The 21,604-nt window shown below is 71.6% G+C and carries 25 protein-coding genes; 6 read left to right on the top strand and 19 right to left on the bottom strand.

All coding sequences use genetic code 11. From position 1 onward, the window contains the following. Positions 1-42: 42 nt before the first annotated feature. The 6 genes from ACZ5NJ_RS05145 to ACZ5NJ_RS05120 all read right to left on the bottom strand — a co-directional run bounded on the left by ACZ5NJ_RS05145 (position 43) and on the right by ACZ5NJ_RS05120 (position 4,090). Positions 43-504 (bottom strand): hypothetical protein, encoded by a 462-nt coding sequence (locus tag ACZ5NJ_RS05145; protein WP_468762901.1) that lies wholly within the window; start codon positions 502-504, stop codon positions 43-45. Between the two features lie 116 nt (positions 505-620). Continuing rightward, positions 621-1,142 (bottom strand): MarR family winged helix-turn-helix transcriptional regulator, encoded by a 522-nt coding sequence (locus ACZ5NJ_RS05140; RefSeq protein ID WP_468762899.1) that lies wholly within the window; start codon positions 1,140-1,142, stop codon positions 621-623. A gap of 253 nt (positions 1,143-1,395) precedes the next feature. Next, entirely contained in the window at positions 1,396-1,881 is a 486-nt protein-coding gene (locus ACZ5NJ_RS05135; protein WP_468762897.1) for a hypothetical protein, read from the bottom strand. Then, positions 1,881-2,624: a 2OG-Fe(II) oxygenase gene (locus ACZ5NJ_RS05130; RefSeq protein ID WP_468762895.1), complete on the bottom strand. Its 744-nt coding sequence runs from the start codon at positions 2,622-2,624 to the stop codon at positions 1,881-1,883. Before ACZ5NJ_RS05130 ends, ACZ5NJ_RS05135 begins: the two co-directional genes overlap by 1 nt. 397 nt (positions 2,625-3,021) lie before the next feature. Continuing rightward, the gene (locus ACZ5NJ_RS05125) at positions 3,022-3,447 is read right to left on the bottom strand and encodes an HIT family protein (protein WP_468762893.1); all 426 of its coding nucleotides are present in this window, start codon (positions 3,445-3,447) and stop codon (positions 3,022-3,024) included. Positions 3,448-3,622: 175 nt separating this feature from the next. Next, the gene (locus tag ACZ5NJ_RS05120) at positions 3,623-4,090 is read right to left on the bottom strand and encodes a DUF4279 domain-containing protein (protein ID WP_468762891.1); all 468 of its coding nucleotides are present in this window, start codon (positions 4,088-4,090) and stop codon (positions 3,623-3,625) included. 671 nt (positions 4,091-4,761) lie between these two features. On the opposite strand from ACZ5NJ_RS05120, the gene ACZ5NJ_RS05115 reads away from it, so the two are divergent. Further along, complete coding sequence (locus tag ACZ5NJ_RS05115) at positions 4,762-5,307, top strand: hypothetical protein (protein WP_468762889.1); 546 nt, start codon at positions 4,762-4,764, stop codon at positions 5,305-5,307. Positions 5,308-6,001: 694 nt separating this feature from the next. Here the strand turns inward: ACZ5NJ_RS05115 and ACZ5NJ_RS05110 are convergent. The 6 genes from ACZ5NJ_RS05110 to ACZ5NJ_RS05085 all read right to left on the bottom strand — a co-directional run bounded on the left by ACZ5NJ_RS05110 (position 6,002) and on the right by ACZ5NJ_RS05085 (position 10,650). After that, on the bottom strand, positions 6,002-6,235 hold the full coding sequence (locus tag ACZ5NJ_RS05110; protein WP_468762887.1) for a DUF4265 domain-containing protein: 234 nt from the start codon (positions 6,233-6,235) through the stop codon (positions 6,002-6,004). Between the two features lie 105 nt (positions 6,236-6,340). Beyond that, positions 6,341-7,312, bottom strand: coding sequence for a phosphotransferase family protein (locus tag ACZ5NJ_RS05105; protein WP_468762885.1), 972 nt, complete (start codon positions 7,310-7,312; stop codon positions 6,341-6,343). Between the two features lie 429 nt (positions 7,313-7,741). Continuing rightward, positions 7,742-8,092, bottom strand: coding sequence for an ankyrin repeat domain-containing protein (locus tag ACZ5NJ_RS05100; RefSeq protein ID WP_468762883.1), 351 nt, complete (start codon positions 8,090-8,092; stop codon positions 7,742-7,744). Between the two features lie 31 nt (positions 8,093-8,123). Further along, a complete protein-coding gene (locus tag ACZ5NJ_RS05095) occupies positions 8,124-8,354 on the bottom strand; it encodes a hypothetical protein (protein ID WP_468762881.1) in 231 nt (76 codons plus the stop codon). 605 nt (positions 8,355-8,959) lie between these two features. Further along, a complete protein-coding gene (locus ACZ5NJ_RS05090; RefSeq protein ID WP_468762879.1) occupies positions 8,960-9,190 on the bottom strand; it encodes a DUF5133 domain-containing protein in 231 nt (76 codons plus the stop codon). A gap of 1,202 nt (positions 9,191-10,392) precedes the next feature. Then, a complete protein-coding gene (locus ACZ5NJ_RS05085) occupies positions 10,393-10,650 on the bottom strand; it encodes a GNAT family N-acetyltransferase (protein ID WP_468762877.1) in 258 nt (85 codons plus the stop codon). Between the two features lie 985 nt (positions 10,651-11,635). Between ACZ5NJ_RS05085 and ACZ5NJ_RS05080 the strand changes: the two genes are divergently transcribed. Further along, positions 11,636-12,010, top strand: a complete 375-nt coding sequence (locus tag ACZ5NJ_RS05080) for a VOC family protein (protein ID WP_468762876.1) — start codon at positions 11,636-11,638, stop codon at positions 12,008-12,010. A 275-nt stretch (positions 12,011-12,285) separates the two neighbouring features. Here the strand turns inward: ACZ5NJ_RS05080 and ACZ5NJ_RS05075 are convergent, their stop codons facing one another. The 5 genes from ACZ5NJ_RS05075 to ACZ5NJ_RS05055 form a co-directional block, all read right to left on the bottom strand. After that, a complete protein-coding gene (locus ACZ5NJ_RS05075) occupies positions 12,286-12,423 on the bottom strand; it encodes a hypothetical protein (RefSeq protein WP_468762874.1) in 138 nt (45 codons plus the stop codon). A gap of 571 nt (positions 12,424-12,994) precedes the next feature. Further along, positions 12,995-13,375: a DoxX family protein gene (locus ACZ5NJ_RS05070; protein ID WP_468762872.1), complete on the bottom strand. Its 381-nt coding sequence runs from the start codon at positions 13,373-13,375 to the stop codon at positions 12,995-12,997. A 232-nt stretch (positions 13,376-13,607) separates the two neighbouring features. Then, entirely contained in the window at positions 13,608-14,258 is a 651-nt protein-coding gene (locus tag ACZ5NJ_RS05065) for a fasciclin domain-containing protein (RefSeq protein ID WP_468762870.1), read from the bottom strand. Positions 14,259-14,346: 88 nt separating this feature from the next. Continuing rightward, entirely contained in the window at positions 14,347-15,939 is a 1,593-nt protein-coding gene (locus tag ACZ5NJ_RS05060) for a molybdopterin-dependent oxidoreductase (protein WP_468762868.1), read from the bottom strand. Between the two features lie 793 nt (positions 15,940-16,732). Then, positions 16,733-16,963 (bottom strand): chaplin, encoded by a 231-nt coding sequence (locus ACZ5NJ_RS05055; protein WP_468762866.1) that lies wholly within the window; start codon positions 16,961-16,963, stop codon positions 16,733-16,735. Positions 16,964-17,334: 371 nt separating this feature from the next. On the opposite strand from ACZ5NJ_RS05055, the gene sigK reads away from it, so the two are divergent. From sigK to ACZ5NJ_RS05040, 3 genes are all read left to right on the top strand, one after another. Next, on the top strand, positions 17,335-17,934 hold the full coding sequence (sigK, locus tag ACZ5NJ_RS05050; RefSeq protein WP_468762864.1) for an ECF RNA polymerase sigma factor SigK: 600 nt from the start codon (positions 17,335-17,337) through the stop codon (positions 17,932-17,934). After that, entirely contained in the window at positions 17,931-18,683 is a 753-nt protein-coding gene (locus tag ACZ5NJ_RS05045) for an anti-sigma factor (protein ID WP_468762862.1), read from the top strand. Before sigK ends, ACZ5NJ_RS05045 begins: the two co-directional genes overlap by 4 nt. Positions 18,684-18,896: 213 nt before the next feature. Next, the gene (locus ACZ5NJ_RS05040) at positions 18,897-19,187 is read left to right on the top strand and encodes a hypothetical protein (protein WP_468762860.1); all 291 of its coding nucleotides are present in this window, start codon (positions 18,897-18,899) and stop codon (positions 19,185-19,187) included. A 36-nt stretch (positions 19,188-19,223) separates the two neighbouring features. On the opposite strand, the gene ACZ5NJ_RS05035 is transcribed toward ACZ5NJ_RS05040, so the two are convergent. Then, positions 19,224-19,748, bottom strand: a complete 525-nt coding sequence (locus ACZ5NJ_RS05035; RefSeq protein WP_468762857.1) for a DinB family protein — start codon at positions 19,746-19,748, stop codon at positions 19,224-19,226. 367 nt (positions 19,749-20,115) lie between these two features. Continuing rightward, on the bottom strand, positions 20,116-20,670 hold the full coding sequence (locus tag ACZ5NJ_RS05030) for a PepSY domain-containing protein (protein WP_468762855.1): 555 nt from the start codon (positions 20,668-20,670) through the stop codon (positions 20,116-20,118). A gap of 162 nt (positions 20,671-20,832) precedes the next feature. Between ACZ5NJ_RS05030 and ACZ5NJ_RS05025 the strand changes: the two genes are divergently transcribed. Continuing rightward, entirely contained in the window at positions 20,833-21,051 is a 219-nt protein-coding gene (locus tag ACZ5NJ_RS05025) for a hypothetical protein (RefSeq protein ID WP_468762853.1), read from the top strand. Positions 21,052-21,604 lie beyond the last annotated feature (553 nt).

The raw sequence follows: 21,604 nt of genomic DNA, 5'->3' as shown, positions 1-21,604 counted from the left end.
GTGTGTGAGGGGTCTGGAGAATCGGGTGGGGTAAGGGCTGGGTCAGGCCTGTTTCCGGGATGTCGTGCCGTGCCACCGCCAGGTGACGATGGTGGTGGCCAGGCCGGCCGACAGCGGCAGGTCGATCCGCAGCCGCTCCAGCCATCGGGCGTCGGGCACCGGTGTGTGCGACGGCAGCCAGTCGGATCCGAACCATCCGGCGAGGCCGGCGATTCCGGCCGCTGCAATGGCGAGCCCGAGGGTGAGGACCGGTCGCGGTGCCGAGGCCGTCCAGCGTCGGGGCCGGCCACGGCGGTGCAGCCATGCGCCGACGATGCAGGCCACCAAGGCCGATGTGGCCCCGATGGAAGTGAAGGCGGCCCTGGTCAGCTCGGGCTGCCCGCTGAGGTATCCGCCGAGCCCGGCGGTGAGCGCGGGGGCCAGGTAGGCGGTCGCGACTTCCTTCCACAGGGTGAACGGGCGCGTGGCGAAACCGCTTTGGGCGGTTCTGGGAGGGGAACTCATGTGGCTCCTAAAATAATTAGCTGGCTAATTAGTTGGTTAGGCAGCTAACTATTGGGGTATGGGAAGGGGTGCCGCGGGGCCGAGACGGCCGCCCCCGCGCGGAAGTGATGCTGCGGCTATTCGGCGGTCAACGCGCCGATCCGCTGAGTGATCCGCTCCAGGAGGTCGAGGAACAGCCCGCGTTCGTCGGTGGCCAGTCCGCCGACCAGCGCCTCAAGCCGTGCGAAGTGGTCCGCGGCCATATCGCGCAACCGCTGGCTGCCGCGCGCCGTGAGGACGACGACTGCGCCCCGCCCATCGTCCACTGAGGCGCGGCGAGCCACCAGACCCTCTCGCTCCAGGCCGACGACCAGGCCGGTCACTGTGGCGCGCGAGACGCCCAGACTCTTCGCGAGCTGCGACGGCGACTTCTCCCCGTCACTGTCCTCAAGATCCACCAGGAGGCGGTAGCGCCCGGTCGACAGGCCGGAACGCGCAAAGTGCACTTCGGACGCCCGGTCCAGACGCGCCCCGGCAGCCATCAGGCGCACCGCGACCAGCACCGCCTGCGGGTCGGCCTCAAGCCCGTACCGTCCGATCTGCTTCCGCGCCTGTTCGAGCGTGGGTGCAGCGGCGGGGTTCGCGTCCTCGTCACTCATGAGAAGTAATATGGCGGCTAACTATCTGCCCGTCAAGTCGCCGCGAGCCGCGCACGCAGTCTCGGCGATGATCCGGGGGGCGGTGTCACCGGGCCGGAGGCGTCGGTGGACCGCGACAACAGCTGAAGCGCGCGCTCTTCCTGGCCGCGTTCGCCTCGCTCAGCGACCTCCTCTGCCTGGCCAGACGCCGGGTCGATGTCCTTCGCCATGCTCCGCGACGGGACCCCCTACGAGTCCCGGCCAGCCGAAGCGGTCAGCTGAGCTGCGGGTCCGCCATGAGCACCACGCGGTCAGCCGCGGGATCGAACCCGAGTACCGGATGCCCGTAGTCGCCCTCGGCCGTCATGACCACCTGCTTGCCGAGCCGACGCCCGACCGCGGCCAGGAGCCGGCACAGGACGTCCACCCCCTCCTGGCCACGAAGTTCGCGGAGGTCGACGTCGAAGTCGATCTCGTCGGCAGACCGCGGACGGAAGATCGCCAGCACGTCCGGGACCGGCCAGACCCGCAGATCGACCGTCTCCGCATCAGCGGGCCGCGCCAGCACCTCCGCCGCAGAAGGCAGCGGACCTGCGACGCCGCCCTCCAGGTACTCCCACGTCCATCCGCTCGACCGGACGAGGTCGAACACCGCCTGCCAGTCCTCGACCGAGGCGCCCTCCACACATACGTCCGGCAGAGCGCCCATCAGGTCAGGGTCGAAGAAGTTCCTGACGTCGTCCCACAACAGATCCGGCATCACGGCACATCCATGGGCTCGTAGAGCACATCCGTTCTGAGAATTGTTTTCGTGCCCTCAAGAATCGGGGCCGAGTCGTGAAGCGTCCGATGCCAGAAGAGGAGCGCATCGCCCGGTTCGGGGCGGTGGGTGCTCAATATTTCCTCGGGCTCTGCGAGCCGGGGCCAGTCCGAGAAGTCGCGTTGCGCGAAGGGAAGCTCGTTCTGCTTGTCGGCGATGAACCGCGTTTCTCCGCCCACTGCCTCATACGACAGGTAGACGACGACCGTCAGGAGAGTTCGCCTTCCGCCGGGGGCGAAGTAGGGAGAATCGTAGTGCGGGACAAGAAGTCCGCCGTGTTGGTATGTGATGAAGCGCATGCGCGGATTGACGGCCGCCGGCCTCCAGGGCCTTCCGTCGGAATCCGTCGGAGCGTCTGATCCCACTTCACACGACAGAAATCCCCGCAGCCTGCGGTAGAACTCTGCCGCCAAAACAGTGGAGTCAGCCGTGGCACGGAGATGGCCGACCGGATCCCCCTCCGCATAGTTGGCGGCAATGCCGTCTCGACCCACCGGCACAAAACGCTGGGAAGCCAGTTCTGCCGCGAATACCTCCACTTCAGCCGGAGTGAGGAAGTGGCGAATCACCCTGGCGTCGACGTTCGGGATCTCCGACTCGATCGGGGCCCATGAGTCATCGGGAGATATTCGGCTCAGCGCTTCTTCGGAGAGCTCAAAGGGATTTACCGGCATTTCGAACATGCTCACTTCTCCGCCCTGAGGTCATCGTCGACACCAGCGTGGCCGTGGACCCAGCCGCCCGGAACTGCCGCGGGCAGCACATTGAGGTGAAGGGCGGCACTGCGGGCCGCGTACTTGTGCGCGTTGAATCCGTGGAGGGACTCGCGGCCCCTGGAGTCGAGGCCTGCAGGGAGCGGGGACCGCTGAGCGGTTATCGTCACGCTGACGATATTAGGCCGAGGTGAACCCACAAGCAAGCAGGACGTACCCAACGCGGCGGAAGGGCCAGGAGGCCGGGCGGGGACCGGCTCATGGGACTACCGATGCGCGGCAGTCCTCCGCAGCGCTGGGTCGTTGCGTACCGGGGGCCTCACGTGCGCTGGGGGAACACCGCTCTGACGCGGGACCAGCCAACGGCTCAAGTGCTGTGATGCTGCTCCCGAGTCAGGAACGCGGCCAGCCTCGCGTCAGGGTCTCCGGTCAAGCGGTGATCGGACCGTCCGGCCGGCCAGGTCGAGATTCCGTCACCCATCCACCGCGGAACGACGTGGAAGTGCAGGTGCGGCACTGACTGTTCGGATCCTGGCCCGCTGGCGTTCAGGATGTTGACTCCGGAGGCGTCCAAGGCGGTCCTCATGGCCCCGGCCACGCGCTGGACCAGTGCCATCGTGGCGGCAAGGACCTCGTGCGGGGTATCAAAGACGTCCGCGTAGTGCCGTGTGGGAACAACCAGAGTGTGCCCGGGCGCCAAGGGATCCAGCGGGGAAAAAGCGCAGGCCATGGCTTCCTGAGCCACCCAGCGCGCGGAGTCTTCACGTATAAGTCGACAGAAAGTGCAGTACACGGGCTGAGCCTGTCACAGGGTTGTGGAGTCGCCGGGGTGCTTGCCAGGGCGGCATCGGGACGCTCCTGGTGAAAGGGCCTGGTCATGCCGCCGATGTCGAAGGTCGAGCTGTACGCGGCGATCCGCCGGGACCATCGCGGGGGCATGAAGAACGGGTAAGTACGCAGTCGCGCGCTCAGATGGTGTGCACGTCGGGGGTCATGTCGTACTCGTCCACGTCGAGTTCGGCGTCGACTGCGGCGAGGAAGTCCAGGACATCGCGGTCGATGTGCCAGCCGAGCAGGTTGGGAGTGTCGGGAGCGTCCGGGTGGCTGGGCGATGCGTCGTCGACGTCGTTGAAGTAGCGGACGACCTGCAGGACTGCCCCGCCGCCGTCGGCGGCCAGTTGGCTCACGAGTTCGGCGATGCGGGCTGTGTGGGGCCGGAGCCTGTCGACGATTCGGGCGATCTGTTCGTCGACACAGAGGTCGGGCTCCCGGCAGACGACCCTCCAGGTGCCGCTCGCGGGAATCACCCTCGGCGTGGTGATTCGGCTACCGCGGACCCTCACCTCATCAGGGGTGATGCCCAGTCGTGAGGTGATCTCGTCGGCGGAGATGTGCCGGCTGGACAGAGCGAAGTAGGCGTACTGGCGGAGAGGCATCCGGGGATGATAGCGATGCCGGGCATGCGGCGGAGCGGATATCCAGGCTGTGCCGGCATCGGCGGTCACGCGACTTCGGCGTCGCCGTCGCCCGTCGATGACGGCGAGTCGGCGGCTCGGGCCGTTGATCGAGATGACGTCGCGGTGGTGAAGGAGTCGGTTGAGGGTCGCCCGTCCACGGGTGGCCGGGCGTGGCTGCGGGCAGATGCCCGGCGACCTGCCGGGAGAGCTCGGGCCGAAGCGGTGCCGTGCGGCCGACCGAGTGCACCAGGCGGACGTGGGCTGGCACGCCTCGGTCAAACGCGACGTTGCATCTGGGCATCGCGGGCATCCGCGACGCGTCCCATGGGCGAAGGGCCCCCACCCGCCTGCGCAGGCCGTTCCACGCATCGGTTCTTGCTGCCTGGACCACTGCGGTGCCGCCGGCCAGTGCCATGACCGCCAACGACTCGACCAATACGCGATCATCTGCGCGGGCCCCGGCGCACACGCGGCAAGACCCCCCCGGCACGTGGTCACGGGTGAAGGCCTCGAAAGGACCGTGCTGCCACCCCCGTCAGGCAGTGTCAGTGCGGGATGTGACGCTGTCGTGGATAGGCGGTGCTTGGAGCAGGTCGCCGGTAGTGGACAGCAGGGCGTTCTCGGGTGTCTCTGGAGGGGTGGATAGGGCGTTGGAGACCGAAGGCGGTTTCGGAGTCGTCGAACGGGGTGAGTGGTCTTATGCGGCGGCTGTCGGGGTCGGACCGCTCCGGTTCGGGATGACCGTCAGCGAAGTGGTCGAGGCGGCTGCGGTTCTCGGCCCGGCGAAGGTCAGCGGCTGCCGCCGGCAGTACGCGGTCTTCTCGCAGACATGGAAGGTCGAAGTCCACCGTCGCGGGGGCGTGGCTTCCGCACCGGCCGTCACGGCCTACGTGAGCCGGGACGCGGGTCTGTTCGGCGTCGCTTGCGACGCTGTGCAGGGTCCCCAGGTCGTCTACAACGGCCTGCTGCTGGTCGGGACGGAGATGGGGGAGCTGGAGAGCGGCGTCATCGCGTATGCGGATGCGCATGACGTGCACTTTCGCTATACGTGCGAGGGCCACGCAGGGCCGGATGATCCCGGGATCGTCATGCGCGCGCAACCGGTCGGCGGAGTCCTGCGAGCGCGTCCGCTGTTCATGGTGCCGCGCGACGGCGCATGGACGGAATGGGATTCGCTCCCCTCCGAGGAGGAGTAGGACCACAAAGCACCAGACGCCCAGGGGCGAGGGGCGAGGGCCATGCCGCCGGACGGTCCGAGGACGGCCCCGGGGCGAGCGCACCGTGCGCTCCTGGGCACGGGAGCGCGGCGAGGTGAAGGGCCCTGACAGCGCCCCGACGAGCGCTTCCCTGCCACATCGGGAGGTGGCCGGCGGCTCGGCGGCGGCCGGGCTGGCGTTGCCGGTGAAGACACCGGCCGCGAGGAAGCGGGCAAGCTCCGGATCGGGGGCCAGGGGCCGGAAGCTGATGGTGCTCGCGAAGGTCGAGCTGTACGAGGATGCGGCCGCGGCTGGCATCCCGGGCCAGCTCGCCGACGCCCTCGCACACACTGGCCGAAGCTGGCGCAAGGCGTCAGGCGGCCCGTGCCCGAACGGCGATCGAAGCACCAGCCGCTCGCGACATGGCCCATGGCGGGGATTCTTCTCCTGCCAACCGGGCCTGTCCGTGAGGGCGGGAATCCGGTGTCCCATCCCGGAGTCTGTCGACCAGGGCGCCCACCGTAAGGGGCGAGGGAAGGCCGGCGTGGGCGATCGGGCGCTCGCCACCCGTTCGACAACTCACGGTGGTCCGCTTCGGGGCACTGGCCTGCTCGCCGCGATCGGCGAATGGATATGACGGGTCTGAGCGGGTGGTCGTTGGCGCACCGCAGGCTGGGGCCGGGATCCGCTGTCCTCACCTTCGTGCAACGGCTTCCCAGGCAGCGGTGACACAGCCTTCCTCCCAGTGCCACCACTCCTTCGTCTCACCATGCTCCAACAGCTCTCGGATCTTCGGCAGGTCCGCCTGCGGCGGGACATCCAAGGCCACCATCCGGAACCGCTCGATGCCTTCGCCCGTCGTGCCGAGGCGGTGGAAGGCCTCCAGCACGCTCTGCCGGGCGGCGGCAGAGCCGTCTCCTGCTGGCACCCCGCCACTGGGGTGATGGTTGTCGCAGGTCGCAGGTCGGACGTCCCCATGTGGTTGGTTGAGCCGTGCACGTTCAGGTCGGGGCCGCGCCCCGACCGACTTGGCTCAGCCCATCGCGTCCATCAGCGATGTGACATAGGCATCCAACCGCTCCTCCACGGCACGTGTCGTCAGATCGGCCCGTCCTGCCTCCCGCCACGGCTGCGCCACCCACTGCACTTCCTCAGAGAACGCCAGCGGCTCCCGCACCTGCCAGTACAGCCGCTCGCCCGCGACCGCGGCCAGCGTCCCGCCGGCCTCCTGGTACGCCTCGGTGAAACGCAGGCCCCACGCCGGGCCGTACAGCAGCGCGAGACTGGTGGAGCAGTGCGCGACGTCGAGGTCTGCCGGGCCCCAGGAGGCCGCCGCCCAGTCGACGACGCCGGTGATCCGGGTTTCGGCGGCGCCGGACGGGTCCTCGGACGGCAGGTCGAACAGCACGTTGCCGGGCTGGAAGTCCCGGTGCAGGAAGCGTCCTTCGTAGCGCGGCGCAGGCCTGCGGATCACGTCGATCGCGGCGGCCCAGACCGCGGCGTGGGCGTGCTCGGGGGTCACGACCGTGTCGGCGGTCGTCAGCGCCACGTACTCCCGGGGCCGGACGGCCGGCCGCACCGCGTGGACCGCCACGAGTTGGCGGGCCAGCAGGGGCAGGCGCGTCTCCAGCCCCTGGTCGTCGAGGACCGTCCTGCCCGGCAGGTGGGTCATCAGGAGCGAGGGGTACTCGCACTGCGCGGCGGTCGGGTCGACGGCGATGAGGCGGGGGGCCGGCACGTCGGTGCCGGTGAGCGTGGTCAAGGCGTCGGCCTCCCTGTGCAGCAGGTCCTCGGCCGGCCCCTGACGGGTGGGGTCGACGAAGGAACGCAGCACCAGGTGCCGGGTGACTCCGTCCCGCGTGCCGATGGTCAGCCTCCGCATCTCGGCAGTGGCGCCGCCGTGCAACGCCTCGGCTCCGATGATCCGCTCACCGGCCTTCAGGTGCCGGCTCACCCAGGCCAGCGTCAACGGTCGGACGGTCGCCGCCTCGTCAGGGGTGGTCACCGTGCCACCTCATCATCCGGGCGGCCGCATACGCGAGCCCTGCGTGCGGGTGGTGGGGGGTGGGGTGAGCAGGTTTGTCCGCGCCCATGGCGAGGGGTGGGGGCGGAGCGTCTTCGGTGGCGGGGTGCGGGGTTGTCTCTTCTGTGGTGCAGGTGGGCTGGGCCAGTTCTCTTTTGCGAGGTCGGCAGCCAGGTCGTCGACGGTGCGTGCCCTCCACCGACGCCAACGGTGGTCGGCCGTCCACGTCAGCGGAGGGAGCGGGACCCCCAGCTGCGCGCCTGGCGGAGAAGCGCGTCCGCTTCGCTCCAGGAGCTGACCTCGTTTCACGGGACGGGGGCATTCGGCCCGTGGGCAGGTCCGCTTTCCCCCCGGCCCTGCACTCCTTGCGGCTTTGCCTCCTGGAGTAAGGCTCGCTGCGCGGACAGCTGGCTACTGGGGTGGGCGGGGGGTGAACCGGTCGAGGAGGCGGATGGCCATGTCGTGGTGGTACGTGTCGGCCAGGTCTCGGGCCGTATGGCCTCCGAGGACCAGGCCGGGGTCGGCGCCGTATGCGAGGAGGATCGCGGTGAGCGCGCTGTCGATCGGCTGTCCTGACTGGAGGGCGGAGTCGCCTTCGAGGTCGATGGCGTGCATCAAGAGGGTCTGGCCGCAGCAGACTTCGTTCACGTCGGCACCCGCGTCGAGCAGTCGCGTCAGGGTGGCGTAGTCGCTCGACTCGACCGCTTGATGGGCCGGCGTCCACGGGTTCTCGAAGGCCTGCTTCCCGGCGTTCTCGGGCATGTCGTTCCTTGGCGGGTGGGGGTGCGGTCCGCTAGCGGGTGCCGTCGAGGAGTGTCGTGGCCGTTTCGAGATCGACTGCGGGATCCCCTGTCGCCTCGACGGCGGCGATGAACTTGTCGAGCTGAGCCGGGGGCAACTGATGGGCCAGGCCCTGCCTCAGCTGGGTGGCGTCGAAGTGGGCGTCGTGGTCGTGCCCGTAGAGATCGGCCAGGAGCTCTTGAGGTCTCGGTTCCAGGGGTTCCAGGGGTTCCACGGGTTCCACTGGGGCCATCCTTTTTCACAAGGGGAGGGGAGCCGGATCCCCGCCCGTAACGGCCCATCCTACGAAGTGGCACCGGACCCCTGCATGGGAGCAGCCTCCCGGCTCTGTCGGTTCACAGTTCCAACCCCGGATCACATGGGTGGCAGGGGGGAGGGCCCCACGCCGCCCTGGTGCGGCGCAACTCAGGTGAACTCCTCGTGCGGCCCGCTCCCGCCGACACCACTGTTCCCTCCTTGGGGTGGCAGCACCTTCCGCCCCCACGGGTCCGCGGGAGGAGGCCTGCTTGATCGTTCGGTCTGCAGGGGCGCGGCCCCCCTGGTGCGCGACCCTGCCCCGGAACGGCAGATCGAGGCCGCCCTCGTCCGGGGCGCGTACGCCCCCGAGGCGTGCCCGCCTCTGGGGGGGGCGCGGAACACCTTGCGGAGCGGGGGGGGCGGGTGATGCCCCCGGTCATCGAGGTGATCGAAGAGTTGCCCGCAAGGGCCAGAACGCGTGTGCCGCGCTGATATCTGCGACACCAGCGCAGATATCAGCGCCGGGCTCGACGCCACCGTAGCGACGGCGTCTTCCTGCACGCGGTGTTCCAGTGTTCTGCGGGAGCAGGGTCAGCGGGATTCGAGCACGGAGTCGTCGAGAGCGCCCGCGCCGGGCAGGTGGTGCCTAGCGGCTATCAGCGCGGCGTGCACGTCCGCCGTGCCTGTGGCCACGCACAGGGCCTGCTCGACGTCCCGTATTTCCTTGCGTACGGGCGAGGCATCGTCCGCGGCGTCCAGCACGGACAGCGCCCAGTAGCGGTCGACGAGGCCGGGGAGCACAGCCGGGTGAGCCATCAACATGGGATTTACCTTCCGCCAACTGATCAGTCCAGTGGCCGTCGCTTACCCTGCCGATCACGGTTGAACCCCGGGATGCGCGCGCTGTCCGCGTTTCGTCAGTGTGTGTGGTTGGTAGGTGACGTCTCCTTCGCGTTCAGGCCGCCACCCGCTGTGACCAGGGCCGCCTCGGCCTCGGCCGGCATTCGTCCGGCGTCTGGCGCACGACGGCCACCGCGGAGTTGCCGTCGCCCGTCATCCCTGGCGGCTGGACGCCCTCATCGGCGTACTCGGCCCGGAACGCGAGTTTCTCGCCGCCAGGGGCGGGGACGGGGGTGTGGGCGGCCGGTCGTCGTCATGTCAAGCCTCTCCTCGGATGCAGCGGCCGGCATGCTGGCGACCGCGCGGACGGCGGCGCTTTCCAGCAGCCGGCGGAGGCGGAGCGGCAGCCAGAGGGCCCCGACCCGGCGTGCTGTTCGGACCAGCTCCCGGTAACGGTGATGAAGGGGGGCGTGACGAGTACGCAGCAAGGCCTGGGCAACACGGTCCATATCGCCCCGGGTCGGACGGGAGGGGCCGCTGCCTCCTGCCCTGCGAGAGAGGTCCGCTGCCCAAGAGCGAGCCGAAGCTGCGGGCCGTCTTCGACAAGCCGACCGTGAAGTTCGGCACCGCGTCCGGTGTACGGGATGACACTGAGGCGGGACGCGGCGGCCTGGTTGATGACGCTGCACTCCAAGACGTTCCCCGGCTCCGGCGGCGACGCGGCCCCCTGATGGCCGCCAGAGCCGCCGGGCGGGCGGGGAATGGGGGTGTGGTGCGAGTGCGGGGGGCGGGTGGCCATGCGCTGGGAGACGAAGGGGCGACGCTCGGTGTCGCCGACCAGCGCCGGCCCTGTCCGAACGGCCCTCACTGGGCTGGATGAACGCCGTCCACGTCAAAACACGACCCGGTGCGAGGCCGCCGCCGTTGCGGAATCCAGCGTAGGGGGGTCCGGCAGGCCAGTGCAGTGACTCCGCAGGGCGTGCGGGCCCGGCGCGTCGGGGAAGGTGAGGTCCCGCAGGTCGCAGACTGCTGCGTCGACATGCCGGAGCGGCCTGGACCTCGTCGAGAGCTCAGGTGGTGTTCCGATCGAGCCGGGCGACAGGGGTGGGGGGCACGGTCGGTCCGTGGCGTCGGCGCTTCGTGCATGGGGCATGAGCCTGGACGCCGGCCGGCGTGAGCCAGGCCTAACGGTGGGAAGGGACCGCCGGCCCCCTGGCGATCAGCACGTCGGCTTCGCGGCGCCAGCCGAGGGAGGAGTAGAGGCGCTGGCCTTCCTCACTGGCGATGAGAAGACCGGTACGTGCGCCCTGGGCCACGGCGGCCTCCGCCAGAGCGCTCATCATGGCGCGGCCCAAGCCGCGTCGCCGGTGCGCCGCGTCCGTCTCGATGCGATCGGCAATCGCATCGGCGCCGACCACCGCGATGGTGCCGCGCGCGGCCACCTGTCCGGAGGAGTCGTGCAGGGAGACGACCGTGACGGGTCCGTCCGTGCGGAGGTCGCGCTCGTTTCGGCGCGGAGAGCGCGTGCCGCGGGTGCTCGGTCAGATCCGTCGTCATGAACCACTCCGACCGGCGGAGCAACTCCAGTCCGGCGGCGCCGACGACGGCTTCGACGGTGCCTGGGCGCAGCGTGGGTACCGTGAGCCAGGTGGTCTGCCTGGCGGTGGCGACGGCCGCTGCCAGCCGTGCCAGGGACTCGGGTTCCTCGTCCGCACGCAGGGCGAACACCTCGACTTCGCGGCCGGGTTGGCCGCACGTGGAGCGCAGGCCGTCGCCGTCGGGCTCGACCGGCTCGGCCTCGGGGAGGGAGCGACCCACTGTCCAGCCGTCCAACCAACGTCGTATCAGCGCTGATTCGATCTTCGTCATCCGGCGATTGAAGCATGGGGCCGGTCGGCGAGCAGTCGACCGCGGAGCTCTTCGTGGGCCTCTCGTTCCCTTCGGCCGGCGCGCCAGGTCGTCCCGTCGATGTCGGTGAACGGTGCGCGTGAGAGATGCGGGAGCTGCCGCGCCCCTCTCCCGTCGGCGCGCTGCTGGCGCTCCCGACCCGCAGCCGCGACCCGGCTTGCATGGCGGATGCGCGCAGCGCGGCAGCGCGGGCCCGTCCCCCTGGGCTTCCGGTCCCTTGTTCGCCGGCGCCTGCCCCCCTCCCCCCTCGGCGGGCGGGACATCCGTCCTCAATTACGTGCCGCCGTCCGCCGGATCGTGGCCTGGTTCCCTCGTTGTAGCGATGATCTTGTTCAAGTAGGGTCACCCTCATGAACACCGGACCGGCACCACGCCACGCACGGATTGGCCATCCGGTGGAGGGCTGATCGCCCGACGGGTGCCACGCACGCACCCCCTCCGTTCGGCACGCGGACCTCCCGGCACTCGCCCCATCGCGCGAGTCCGTTTCCCGTGTCGAACACCCACGAGGTCAGCCGTATGACAGCCACGTTCAACCACACCATCATCGCCGCCAAGGACCGTACCGAGTCGGCCCGCTTCTTCCGCGACCTGCTCGAACTCTCGGACGCACCGTCCTGGGGTCCGTTCACCAACATCCAGCTCGCCGACGGCGTCCTCCTGCAGTTCGCCGAGCCGCCGGTGGAGATCCAGATGCAGCACTACGCCTTCCTGCTCGACGACGAACTGTTCGACCGCGCGTACCAGCGGCTGTGCGAACAGGACGTCGAGCACTGGGCCGACCCGCAGATGCGCCGCCCGGGCGAGACCAACGACGAACACGGTGGTCGAGGGGTGTACGTCAAGGACCCGGCGGGCCACCTGATCGAGCTGATCACCCGCCCGTACCTGTAGGCCTCGGTCGCGGTAGGTGTGCCCGGTCGAGCGCGCGAGCCACGTGCGCCCGACCGGGCGGTCGGCGCGTGATCACACAACGTCCCCGGCACGGCCGGACCGCCGCGACTCCGCGCGCCAGATGGTCGAGGCGCTGGCCCTCGTCACCGACCGGCCTCTATGCGCCTCGCGGCGTCCCCCGGATCGTTCGCTTCAGCGGCTTCAGCACGCTGGCCGTCACCCATCTGATCACGGGCATCGGCTACGCCCTCTTCCCTGGGGGCTTTGCAGAACTCCTACGAGCGCACCCACTCCACGGCGTGGGCCGCAGCCGCGCTCGGCGTCTGGACGTGCATCGCCCCGTGGGTCGTCGCCGGCGACCCCGCCCCCACTCGCTCCATCACCAGCAGCCTGATCACCGGCGCCGTCGTCACGCGTGCACGATGTCGTGCGCCCCGTACGGCCAAGAGGGAGACGGCGCCGTTTCCTCGGGCGGGTCGGCCGCCAGACCCGGGCAGCGCCTACGCCCCCCGCGCGCCCCCGAAGGCCGCCGTGCGAGCAGCACCGTCGACGGCGGAACAATCGAGCTCGGCGTCGACGACGCGAAGGCCGCGCAGCGGTACCTCGTCGGACCCGCCGTCGCGCAGGAACTCGCGGCGGCCCGGGCCAGTCCCATCCTTCCAGCACTCCCGCGGCGGCGGTCAGCATCGATTTCACGCTTTGCCACGCTCATCAACGCGCGGCCGGCGCCTCCACCCGCGCCCCGAAGATCCCGGGTCGACGCAGGAGCCCGGAGCGTCACCGTTCCGATGAGGTCCTGGGACGCTCGCCAGACGGTCGCTCAAGCGAGAACCACCTCGGCGGGTAAGGCGGGTGCCGCCCTCTCGGGTTCGTCATCACGCCCGCCCGGCCAGATGTTCCCGTCCTGGAGGAGATCCGCGTGCCCCGCCAGGGGGACTCCCGCGCACCACGTCCCTGGTCAGCTCATACGGCCCGTCGGGGAGGTCAGGCCGTGGGGCCGTCGCCTCGGTGGACGCGAAGTGCCCACAGCACGAGGGGGACTTGGAGCGGAAGCCGGGCCAGGGCCGCTGCCCGAAGCGGGGTGGGGCGGTGGCGCCAGTCGTAGGCCATCTTCACGTTTGCGGGGAACACGGCAACGAAGAGTCCGGCTGCGGCGAGCGCGCCGGCTCGTCGTGTGCGGGGAGCCGAGACTGCGGCGCCGATGGCGATCTCCGCGAGTCCGCTCACCTGCGTCCACATACGGGGCGAGCCGGGCAGGGTGCGGGGCACGATGGCGTCGAACTGCCGAGGCGCCGCGAAATGCGCGGCGCCGGCCGCTATCAGCAGGCCGCTGAGGAGCCGTGCGGAAGATCCAGATGCAGTCATGTCGCATTCCTTCGCCGGTAGGGCCCCGCGGTGAGGCTGTCTCACTACTCGGCGGTAGCTTACGGGGGAACGCGGCCTGGCTTCCAGGCCTGGCGCTGCGGGGAGGCAGAACCGAACGAGGCCGTCCGAGCCATGCGGATCGCCGCGCGGTCCACCATCAGTGCCATCGGGCGCGTGCCGGGGGCCAGGCCGGTGGGCCCGGCCCCCGGCAGGAGTGGTGCCGGCCCCGGGGCTACTTGGGCATGAGGACGGTGTCGACGATGTAGACGTTGGCGTTGGCGGTCTTGACGTTGCCGCAGACCACGGAGGCGCTGTCGTCGACCGTGTAGGACTCGCCGGAGCCCTTCGTGGTGACCATGCTGCCCTTCTGGAGGGTCTCGAAGGAGCCGTTCTCCAACTGCTTGGGGCTGAGCTTCCGGCCGACGACGTGGTACGTGAGGATCTTGGTCAGCTGCTCCTTGTCGGCGAGGACCTTGTCGAGGTCGGCCTTCGGGATCTTCGCGAAGGCGTCGTTGGTGGGTGCGAAAACGGTGAGGTCCTTGGCGTTGTTGAGGGTGTCGACGAGACCGGCCTGCTTGACGGCGGCGACCAGGGTCGACAGCGCCGGGTTGTGGGAGGCGGCGGTGGCGACGGGGTCCTTGGCCATGCCGTCGAAGGAGCCTGCGCCTTCCTTCGGTACGCCGGCGCAGGCGGGGCCGAAGGGCTTGTCGCCGGTCGTCGAGTCGCCCATCGGGGTGCCGGCTGCGGAGGCGGCCGTGTCGCCGGCCGCCGGCGGGGGCGCGGCGTTGTCGCTGCCGGAGTCCGAGCACGCGGCCAGGGAGAAGGGCAGCAGGGTGGCTGCGGCGACGGCGATCGCGGTACGGCGGACCTTCATGCTGTTCATAACCGGTTGGTTCCTTTGAGTAGTTGTGTCGGAGGGTGAAGGTTTTCGGTGGTTCTGCCGGGCTCGGGCTGCGCGGGGCCCCGGTGGTCTAGGGGACGGTGACGAACACGTCGTGCCAGCCGCTCGCTCCGTCGGGGCTGGTCCGTGCGCGCTGCTCGGTCTGCACGGCTCCGGTGCCGTCGGTGGCGCGGACGGCGATCGTGTGCCCGCCCGGGGTGGCGCTCCAGCGGTACGACCACTGGCGCCAGGTGTCGACGCCCGCCTGCGGGGCGAGGTCGGCGTCCTGCCACGCGCCGTCGTCGATACGGACCTCGACGCGGGTGATGCCGCGGTGCTGGGCCCAGGCGACACCGGCGACGGTGACGGTGCCGGCGGCGGGGCGGGCGAACGGCTTGGGGGTGTCGATACGGGCCTGGGTCTTGATGGGCGCCCGCTGCGCCCACTGCCGCCTGACCCAGTAGGGGTCGTAGGCGTCGAAGGTGGTCAGCTCGATGTCGGTGATCCACTTGCAGGCCGACACGTACCCGTACAGGCCGGGGACGAGCATGCGGACCGGGAAGCCGTGGTCGAGGGGCAGCGGTTCGCCGTTCATGCCGACGGCGAGCATCGCGTCGCGTCCGTCCATGACGTCCTCGACCGGTGAGCCGAGCGTCATCCCGTCCACCGAGCGGGCCACCAGCTGATCGGTCTTCCCCCCGCCGGACGGGGGCCGTACCCCGGCTTCGGTGAGGAGTTCGGCGAGGCGGACGCCCAGCCAGCGGGCGTTGCCGGTGTACGGGCCGCCGACCTCGTTGGACACACAGGTCAGGGTGATGTCGCGTTCGATGAGGGGGCGGGCGAGGAGCTGGGCGAGGGTGTAGGTGCGCGGGCGGGTGACGCCTTCGCCGTGGATGCGCAGCCGCCAGGTGCTCGCGTCGACTGCGGGGACGGTCAGGGCGGTGTCGACGCGGTAGAAGTCGGAGTTGGAGGTGGCGAACGGGCTGATGCCGGGCACCTTGAGCTGGACGCCCGCCGGCACCGCGGGCGCGGGGGAGGCGGGCGCGGGAAGGGTCAGGGCCTCGCGGGAGGCGACGGCGCCCTGGCCCCGGCGGCCGGTGAAGACGCGGCCCAGGGCTCCGGCGGATGCGGCCGCCGCGGTCGTCACACCGGCTGTGGCGAGGAATCCGCGCCTGCTCCAGCCGTGGGTGCCGTCCGGGCCGTCCGCAGGTGTGGGGGCAGGGCAGGGCACGGCTTTGGACGCCAGGACGTACAGGGCGGCGGCTCCCGCGCAGGCTCCGGCGATCGAGGGCAGTGCGTCGCCGACGCCGGCGGAGTCGGGCCGGCTCAGGGCCGCGGCGGCGCCGGCGACACCGAACAGCAGCACGCCCGTGGCACCCGTCAGCCGGTGGGACAGGGCGAAGACGCCCAGTCCTGCGGCGATGACGGCGAGAACCGCGAGGATCCCGAGCCGCAGGACGGTCTTGTCGTTCTCCCCGAACGTGCGGATCGCGAAGTCCTTCACCGAGGCAGGCGTACGGTCGATCACCGCGCCGCCCACCACGGTCACCGGCCCGGCCGCGGGCCGCACCAGTCCGGCGACGAGTTCGGCCACGGCCAGAGCCGTGAACGCGGCCAGAACTCCGGCCGACGCGCCCCGTGCGGCGCGGGAGAGGGTGCTGCGGAAGCTGCTCACATCCGCCATTCGGCAGCACCCGGCCGGCGGATTGGTCCGTACTCCGAACGAGTGGGTCCGCGCGCCCGTGTTGCCTTCGGGAAGCCGGCGGCGGAGGCGGCGGGGAAGACGACGGAGAACAGCGCCCGGGCCGGCTCGGTCTCGGCGCTGCCGGTCGCCAGCTGGAGCACTGCGGCCGGCTGTGGGCTCTGCCCGCCCGCCAGCGCCCCTGCCCCGGCCGGCGAAACGGGCAGCCGGGTCGCGTGTCGCGGGGCGTCGCCGCTGTGCGGGCGTGGGTGGGCGTCGGCCAGTACCGCCAGCCGATCGCCTGCCCGGGCCGGGGTGATGGTGGCGGCCGCCGCACCTGGTGTCCCAGGGGGGTGGTCGCGTACCTCGGGGGCGGCGTCAACGTCGGCTGGCGCGGCGATGATCAGGGGGCTCGGGCTGCGGCTGGGGCTGGCGGTGTCGGCCGGGATGTGACGCGGCCGGACGTGGTGCTCGGTGACGGAGGGGCACGGCTGGCAGGTCCTGGTGCGGGGGGGGGACACCGCCTTTGGGCCTGGGGCGGGGCGCGGGCCGCTGTCGCGCCATCAGGAACAGGCAGGCGGCTGCCCGTACCCGCCGCGGCGGCCGTATGCCGTAGCGTCCGCCGTCCGCGCAGCGTCGAAGGAGCGGGGTGGAAGGCCAGGGATACGGCGGCGCAGCAGGCCATGGCGTACAGCGTCCCCACGGCCGCGTTGCGTCCCTGCGCCGGGTCGGGCCACCGGTCCGCGGCTCCCCGTCTTGACGACGTCGGACCGGGGCTTCTTGCCGTGGTGCGGTCTCAGGCGTTGATGCAGGTGTTGCCGAAGGGCGGGTTCAGCGGCCCGATGACGTCTAGCGTGTTGCCGCAGGCGGGCACCGGGATGTGGAGGGGCGCCTGGATGAGGTTGCCCGAACCCACGCCGGGCGAGCCAGCCCGTGCGCCCGCGTCGGCGGACGCCGCCGATGCCCCGGCCACCAGCACCGCGCCGGCCGCCGTGGCCCCAGCCAGACCTCGTCGCACACCGGCCATGACGCGTACCTCCCGTGCGGCGGGTCCGCGGCCGCGCGGCGGTCCCGTGCGGCTGGTGAGGGGCATCCCCGTAGGCGCTTTCGGGCTCCCTCACACCCCCGCTTCGCCGCCACCTTCCCACCGGCTGCGGCTTCCCTCGAACGGGTCAATCCCGTGCCGGGGCCGGAGGCAAGAAAGTCTCCCATCCGCAGGCCCGTCGGCTACGAAGAACAGGCGAAACACGTACAGGTTTCCCTGGCCGGACCGTCCCCGGGGGTGGTCCGGTCCCGCACCAGCGACGACACGAGGACCGGCATGCGATGGACGCCCCGCCCCCCGACGGCCGCTCCAGGCCGCCCCTTCGCCTCTTCACCACGGCCGGAGCCCCACAGGTGAACCAACCGATCCCCTTCGGCACCGGCCGCCGCCCCGGCGATGACCACGCCCGCGGCGACCTCACCGAGACCATGCAGAAGGTGGCCCACGGCGACAAGCAGGCCTTCTCCGCCCTCTACGACGCCATCGCCCCGATGGTGTTCGGGATCGTCGTCAAGGTCGTCCGCGACCGGGCGCAGTCCGAGGAGGTCGCGCAGGAGGTCATGATCGATCTGTGGCGCCAGGCCGCCCGCTACCGCCCCGACGCGGGCTCCGTCACCACCTGGGCGGCGACGATCGCCCACCGACGGGCCGTGGACCGGGTCCGCTCCGCCCAGGCGGCCGCCGACCGCGAGCAGGCCCAGGCCGCCCGCGAGCACACCACCGCCTTCGACGAGGTCGCCGAACAGGTCGAAACCCGCCTGGAGTCGGAGCAGGTACGCCGCTGCATGCGCGGGCTGACCGAGCTCCAGCGCCAGGCGGTGTCCCTGGCCTACTACCGGGGGCTGACCTACCGTGAAGTCGCCGAAGCCCTGCGCACACCGCTTCCCACCATCAAGACACGCATGCGCGACGGGCTCATCCGGCTCCGCGACTGCATGGGGGTGACCACATGAAACACCACGCCACCGACACCCACACCCTCGCCGCCGCCTACGCCCTCGACGCACTCGACCCAGACGAGCGAGAGGACTTCGACGCCCACCTGCAAGCCTGCGAGGCATGCCGGCAGGAAGCCGCCGAGTTCGAAGCCACCGCGGGCCGCCTGGCGGCAGCCGCCTCCCAAACGCCGCCCGCCTCGGCCAAGGGGCAGGTCATGGCGGCCATCGAGGGCGTACGCCAACTCCCCCCGCGCATCCCCGCACCCAGCGCGGCGCCCGCCGCCCTCGGCGGCATCCTGCGCCGCCGCGCCGTACCCCTGGCGCTGGCCGCCAGCGTCGCCGCCGCCGCGCTCGGCGGGGTCGCAGCGTGGCAGACCCTGAACGGGCAGGACCTCAAGTCCCAGGCCCGCCAGGCGCAGCAGCAACTCGACACGATCAGCACCGTTCTGGCCGCCCCCGATGCGCGTACCGTCCACGGACGAGCCGCCAACGGAGCGTTGACCACCGTCGTCGCCTCCGACCGGCAGAACAAGGCCGTCTTCACCGCCGCCCACCTCCCCGCACCCGGAGCGGGCAAGACCTACCAACTCTGGCTCGCCCACGACGGCACCATGCGCCCCGCCGGACTCATCGACCACGACGGCACCGTCATCCTCACCGGCAACCCCGCCAACGCCAGCGCCATCGGCCTCACCCTCGAACCCGCCGGAGGCTCCCCACAACCCACCACCGCCCCACTACTCCTGATGACCCTTCCCGCCTGACCGGGAGCCCGGCCCGGCGCGATCCGCCGTGGTACACCGTCCTGGCCCAAACGCGCCGAGGCTCGTGCACGGACGAGGGCGATTCACCCCGGCCGACCGGGCACCCCGCCGACCGCGTCCGGCCCGGCCGGCCGCTGTCCACGCACTGCTGGCTCGCGCAACCGCGCGGGCCGGTACCGTGAGACAAGACGAAGCCCCGCAGGAGACCCGCCCATGCCCCAGCCCGGCCGCCCCACGTACCGCGTCGAGTTCACCGAGTCCGCCGCAGCCGTCCGCGACACCCTTCCCGAGGAACGCCGGGCCCAGCTCGCGCGCGGCATCCGCGTCCTCGCCCGCGACCCCTACACCAAGTACTCCGCCCCCATCGGCCCCGACGACTACAGCCGCAAGGCGATGGTCGCCGAGTCTCTGCTGATCGAATACGGAGTCCTCGAAGGCGTCATGATCGTCGTCGTCGTGGCAGTCCTCGACGACATGCAGTTCATCGCCGACGACGAGGACTGACCGCTCTCCGCCCCCGCTGTGAGCCCGTCGTGGCCGTCAGCCGTCGGCGCCCGGCGGGCCCGGCAGCTGGCGGCGGGCGTCGAGGAGGTGATGGCGCAGTTCGTGCAGCGTGTGCACGGCGACCCAGCTCAGGGACCGCTCGGCGGGTTCAGGGTAGCTGTACACGAGGGTGCGCTCCCATTGCGCGGGCGGCAGGCGGTGCAGGACGTTGCCGAAGAGGGAGGCGGCGTCGGTCAGTTGGCGGGCGACATCGGACGGGTCCTGGAGGGCGTACCCCTCGTGTTCGGCCCGCTCGTCGCGGCCCATGGGGGTGGCGACGGGGGTCTCGGTTCGCCGGGCGGCGAGTACCCGCTCACGCTGGACGAGCAGGACGTCCCGCACGTGGCAGGCGTATTCGAGCGGCGACCAGACCCCGGGCTCGGCACGCCGGGCCAGCGCCGCCCGCTCGGTCCGCAGCAGCAACTCGGCGAACCGCGCCGCGTACTCGCCGGCGAGCGCGGCGACCGAGGGCGCCAGTTCCAGGTCGTAGGCGAACCCGCATTCCGCGCAGTCGTCCGTCACGCACCCACCTTAGCGGCGACGGACCCGCCCTCCCAGACCGAGGTTCGTCCCGGTCGACGGCCACGCGCCCAGGCGCGTCGTGCTGGCCGGCCGCGCGGACGTCCGCGACCAGCTCGTGGACGCTGTGGCGGCTGCCCTGGCCGATGCCCACGCCACGCGGGCGAACGGCCCCGCGGCGCGGAGGCAGCGCGGGCCGCCCCTGCGGGGCGGGCGGGCCCGAGGGACCCGGGCGGGCTACAACGGCTGAGGGATGACCGCCCTCGGTGCGGCCCGGGCGGCACCTGGTCGCGTAGGACGGACACGAGGGGGTCCGCGCCCCAGGTCGGGGCGCGGGCCCGTCCGTGGCCCCGGCCAGCCGTGGGCCGGGTCAGCCGTGGTCTGAGTCGGACTGGGTGGTTACCTTGCCGGTCGTGGCGTCCACGGAGCCGTCCCAGGTCTTGCCGTCGGGCCCCCGTACCGCAACGTGCCAGGTGGCCGCCTTGCCGTTGTCGTCGTCGTCGGAGTTCCACTCGACGCTCCGTGCCTCGCCCGGGTGGGCTGCGACGGCGGCCTTGAGGGCCTGCTCGGCGGTGACCTTGGCGGCCAGCAGGTCCTTGTGATCGCCCGCGTCCTCGTCGCTGTCGACGTTCTCCCGGGTCACCTTCCCGGTCCCCGCGTCGATCTTCAGCTCGGCGTGGCCCTTGCCATCCTTGGCGATCACGTCCGCGTGCCAGGCGTTGGCGTCCCTGTCGAGGGACTCGATCACGCCCGGGTAGTCCTTCAGGGCCGCGGCGGCCGCCCCCTCGGCCGTGACGTCGGCCAGGGAAGCGGCGACGGCGATGGGAGTCGCCGGTACCGCGTGGACAGGCGCCGCGAGGGCGGCGGCGGCCGGGCCGCCGGCCAGCAGGACCGCGGCCGCGGCGACGTACACGGTGCGCTTCATGGGCTCGACCTCCTCAGGCCGGCCGAACCGCGTACCCGCGGTTGCCCGGTGCGGGCGGCCGGCGGCGGGCATCCCGCCCATTGTCCGGCCGTCCGCCACCGCACGCCCCCCGAACCGGGCGTGGTTCCCCGGCGGGGCGCACGCTCGGCTGTGGTCGCCCGCATGGCTGCACCCCGGAGCGTGGACGGCCCGGTACGGCCTGGTGGACACGAGCACGGCCGGCCGCTGGACATGCGGCTGACGGGGTTGGAGAAGGCCGTGGCGGTCCGCACTGCCGAACGGAACGGCGGCCATCTGCCGTCGGCCCGTCTGGCCAACACCGCGCAGACGTCCGAGACCGACCGGCAGGTGGACGGTCCCCGGCCGGTCTTTCGGCAGTGAGCGGTCCCACCGTGACGGGCCCGCTGCGTCGCGGGCCGGGGGGCGCCGACGTTCCTCAAGGCGGCTGTGTGGGCACCCGGCGCCTTGCGCGAGGCCGCCGCCTCGCGCCGGAAGCGGGCCCGGGGCTCGGGCGTCCTCGGCCCGTTCGGGGTGCACCTGATGGACGGCGGTGAGGCGGCCTTGGGGGCCACGGCGAACAGGACGCGCGTCCCATGCCGCCCTGCCCTTCGGCGACCGCTCGTCGCCCTGATCCGTCGGCGATGGCGCGGGAAGACCCGCTTGGGTGGTGCCTGTGGCGAACTGCGCGGCCGGTCCGCGGGGCCGCCGCCAGGGTGAACAGGGCCGGCGCTCATGTCTTCGCCGGTTGCCGCGCCAGCAGCACACACGTGCAGGTCCTGGGGGGGGGGGGGGGGGGGGGGGGGGGGGGGGGGGGGGGGGGGGGGGGGGGGGGGGGGGGGGGGGGGGGGTGTGGGGGGGGGGGGGGGGGGGGGGGGGGGGGGGGGGGGGGGGGGGGGGGGGGGGGGGGGACGGGGGGGGGGGGGGGGGGGTGGCC

This window comes from Streptomyces sp. NPDC032091, assembly GCF_055580265.1.
Note: the sequence above shows the minus strand (reverse complement) of the source record. Positions and strands in the feature narration are given on the sequence as shown.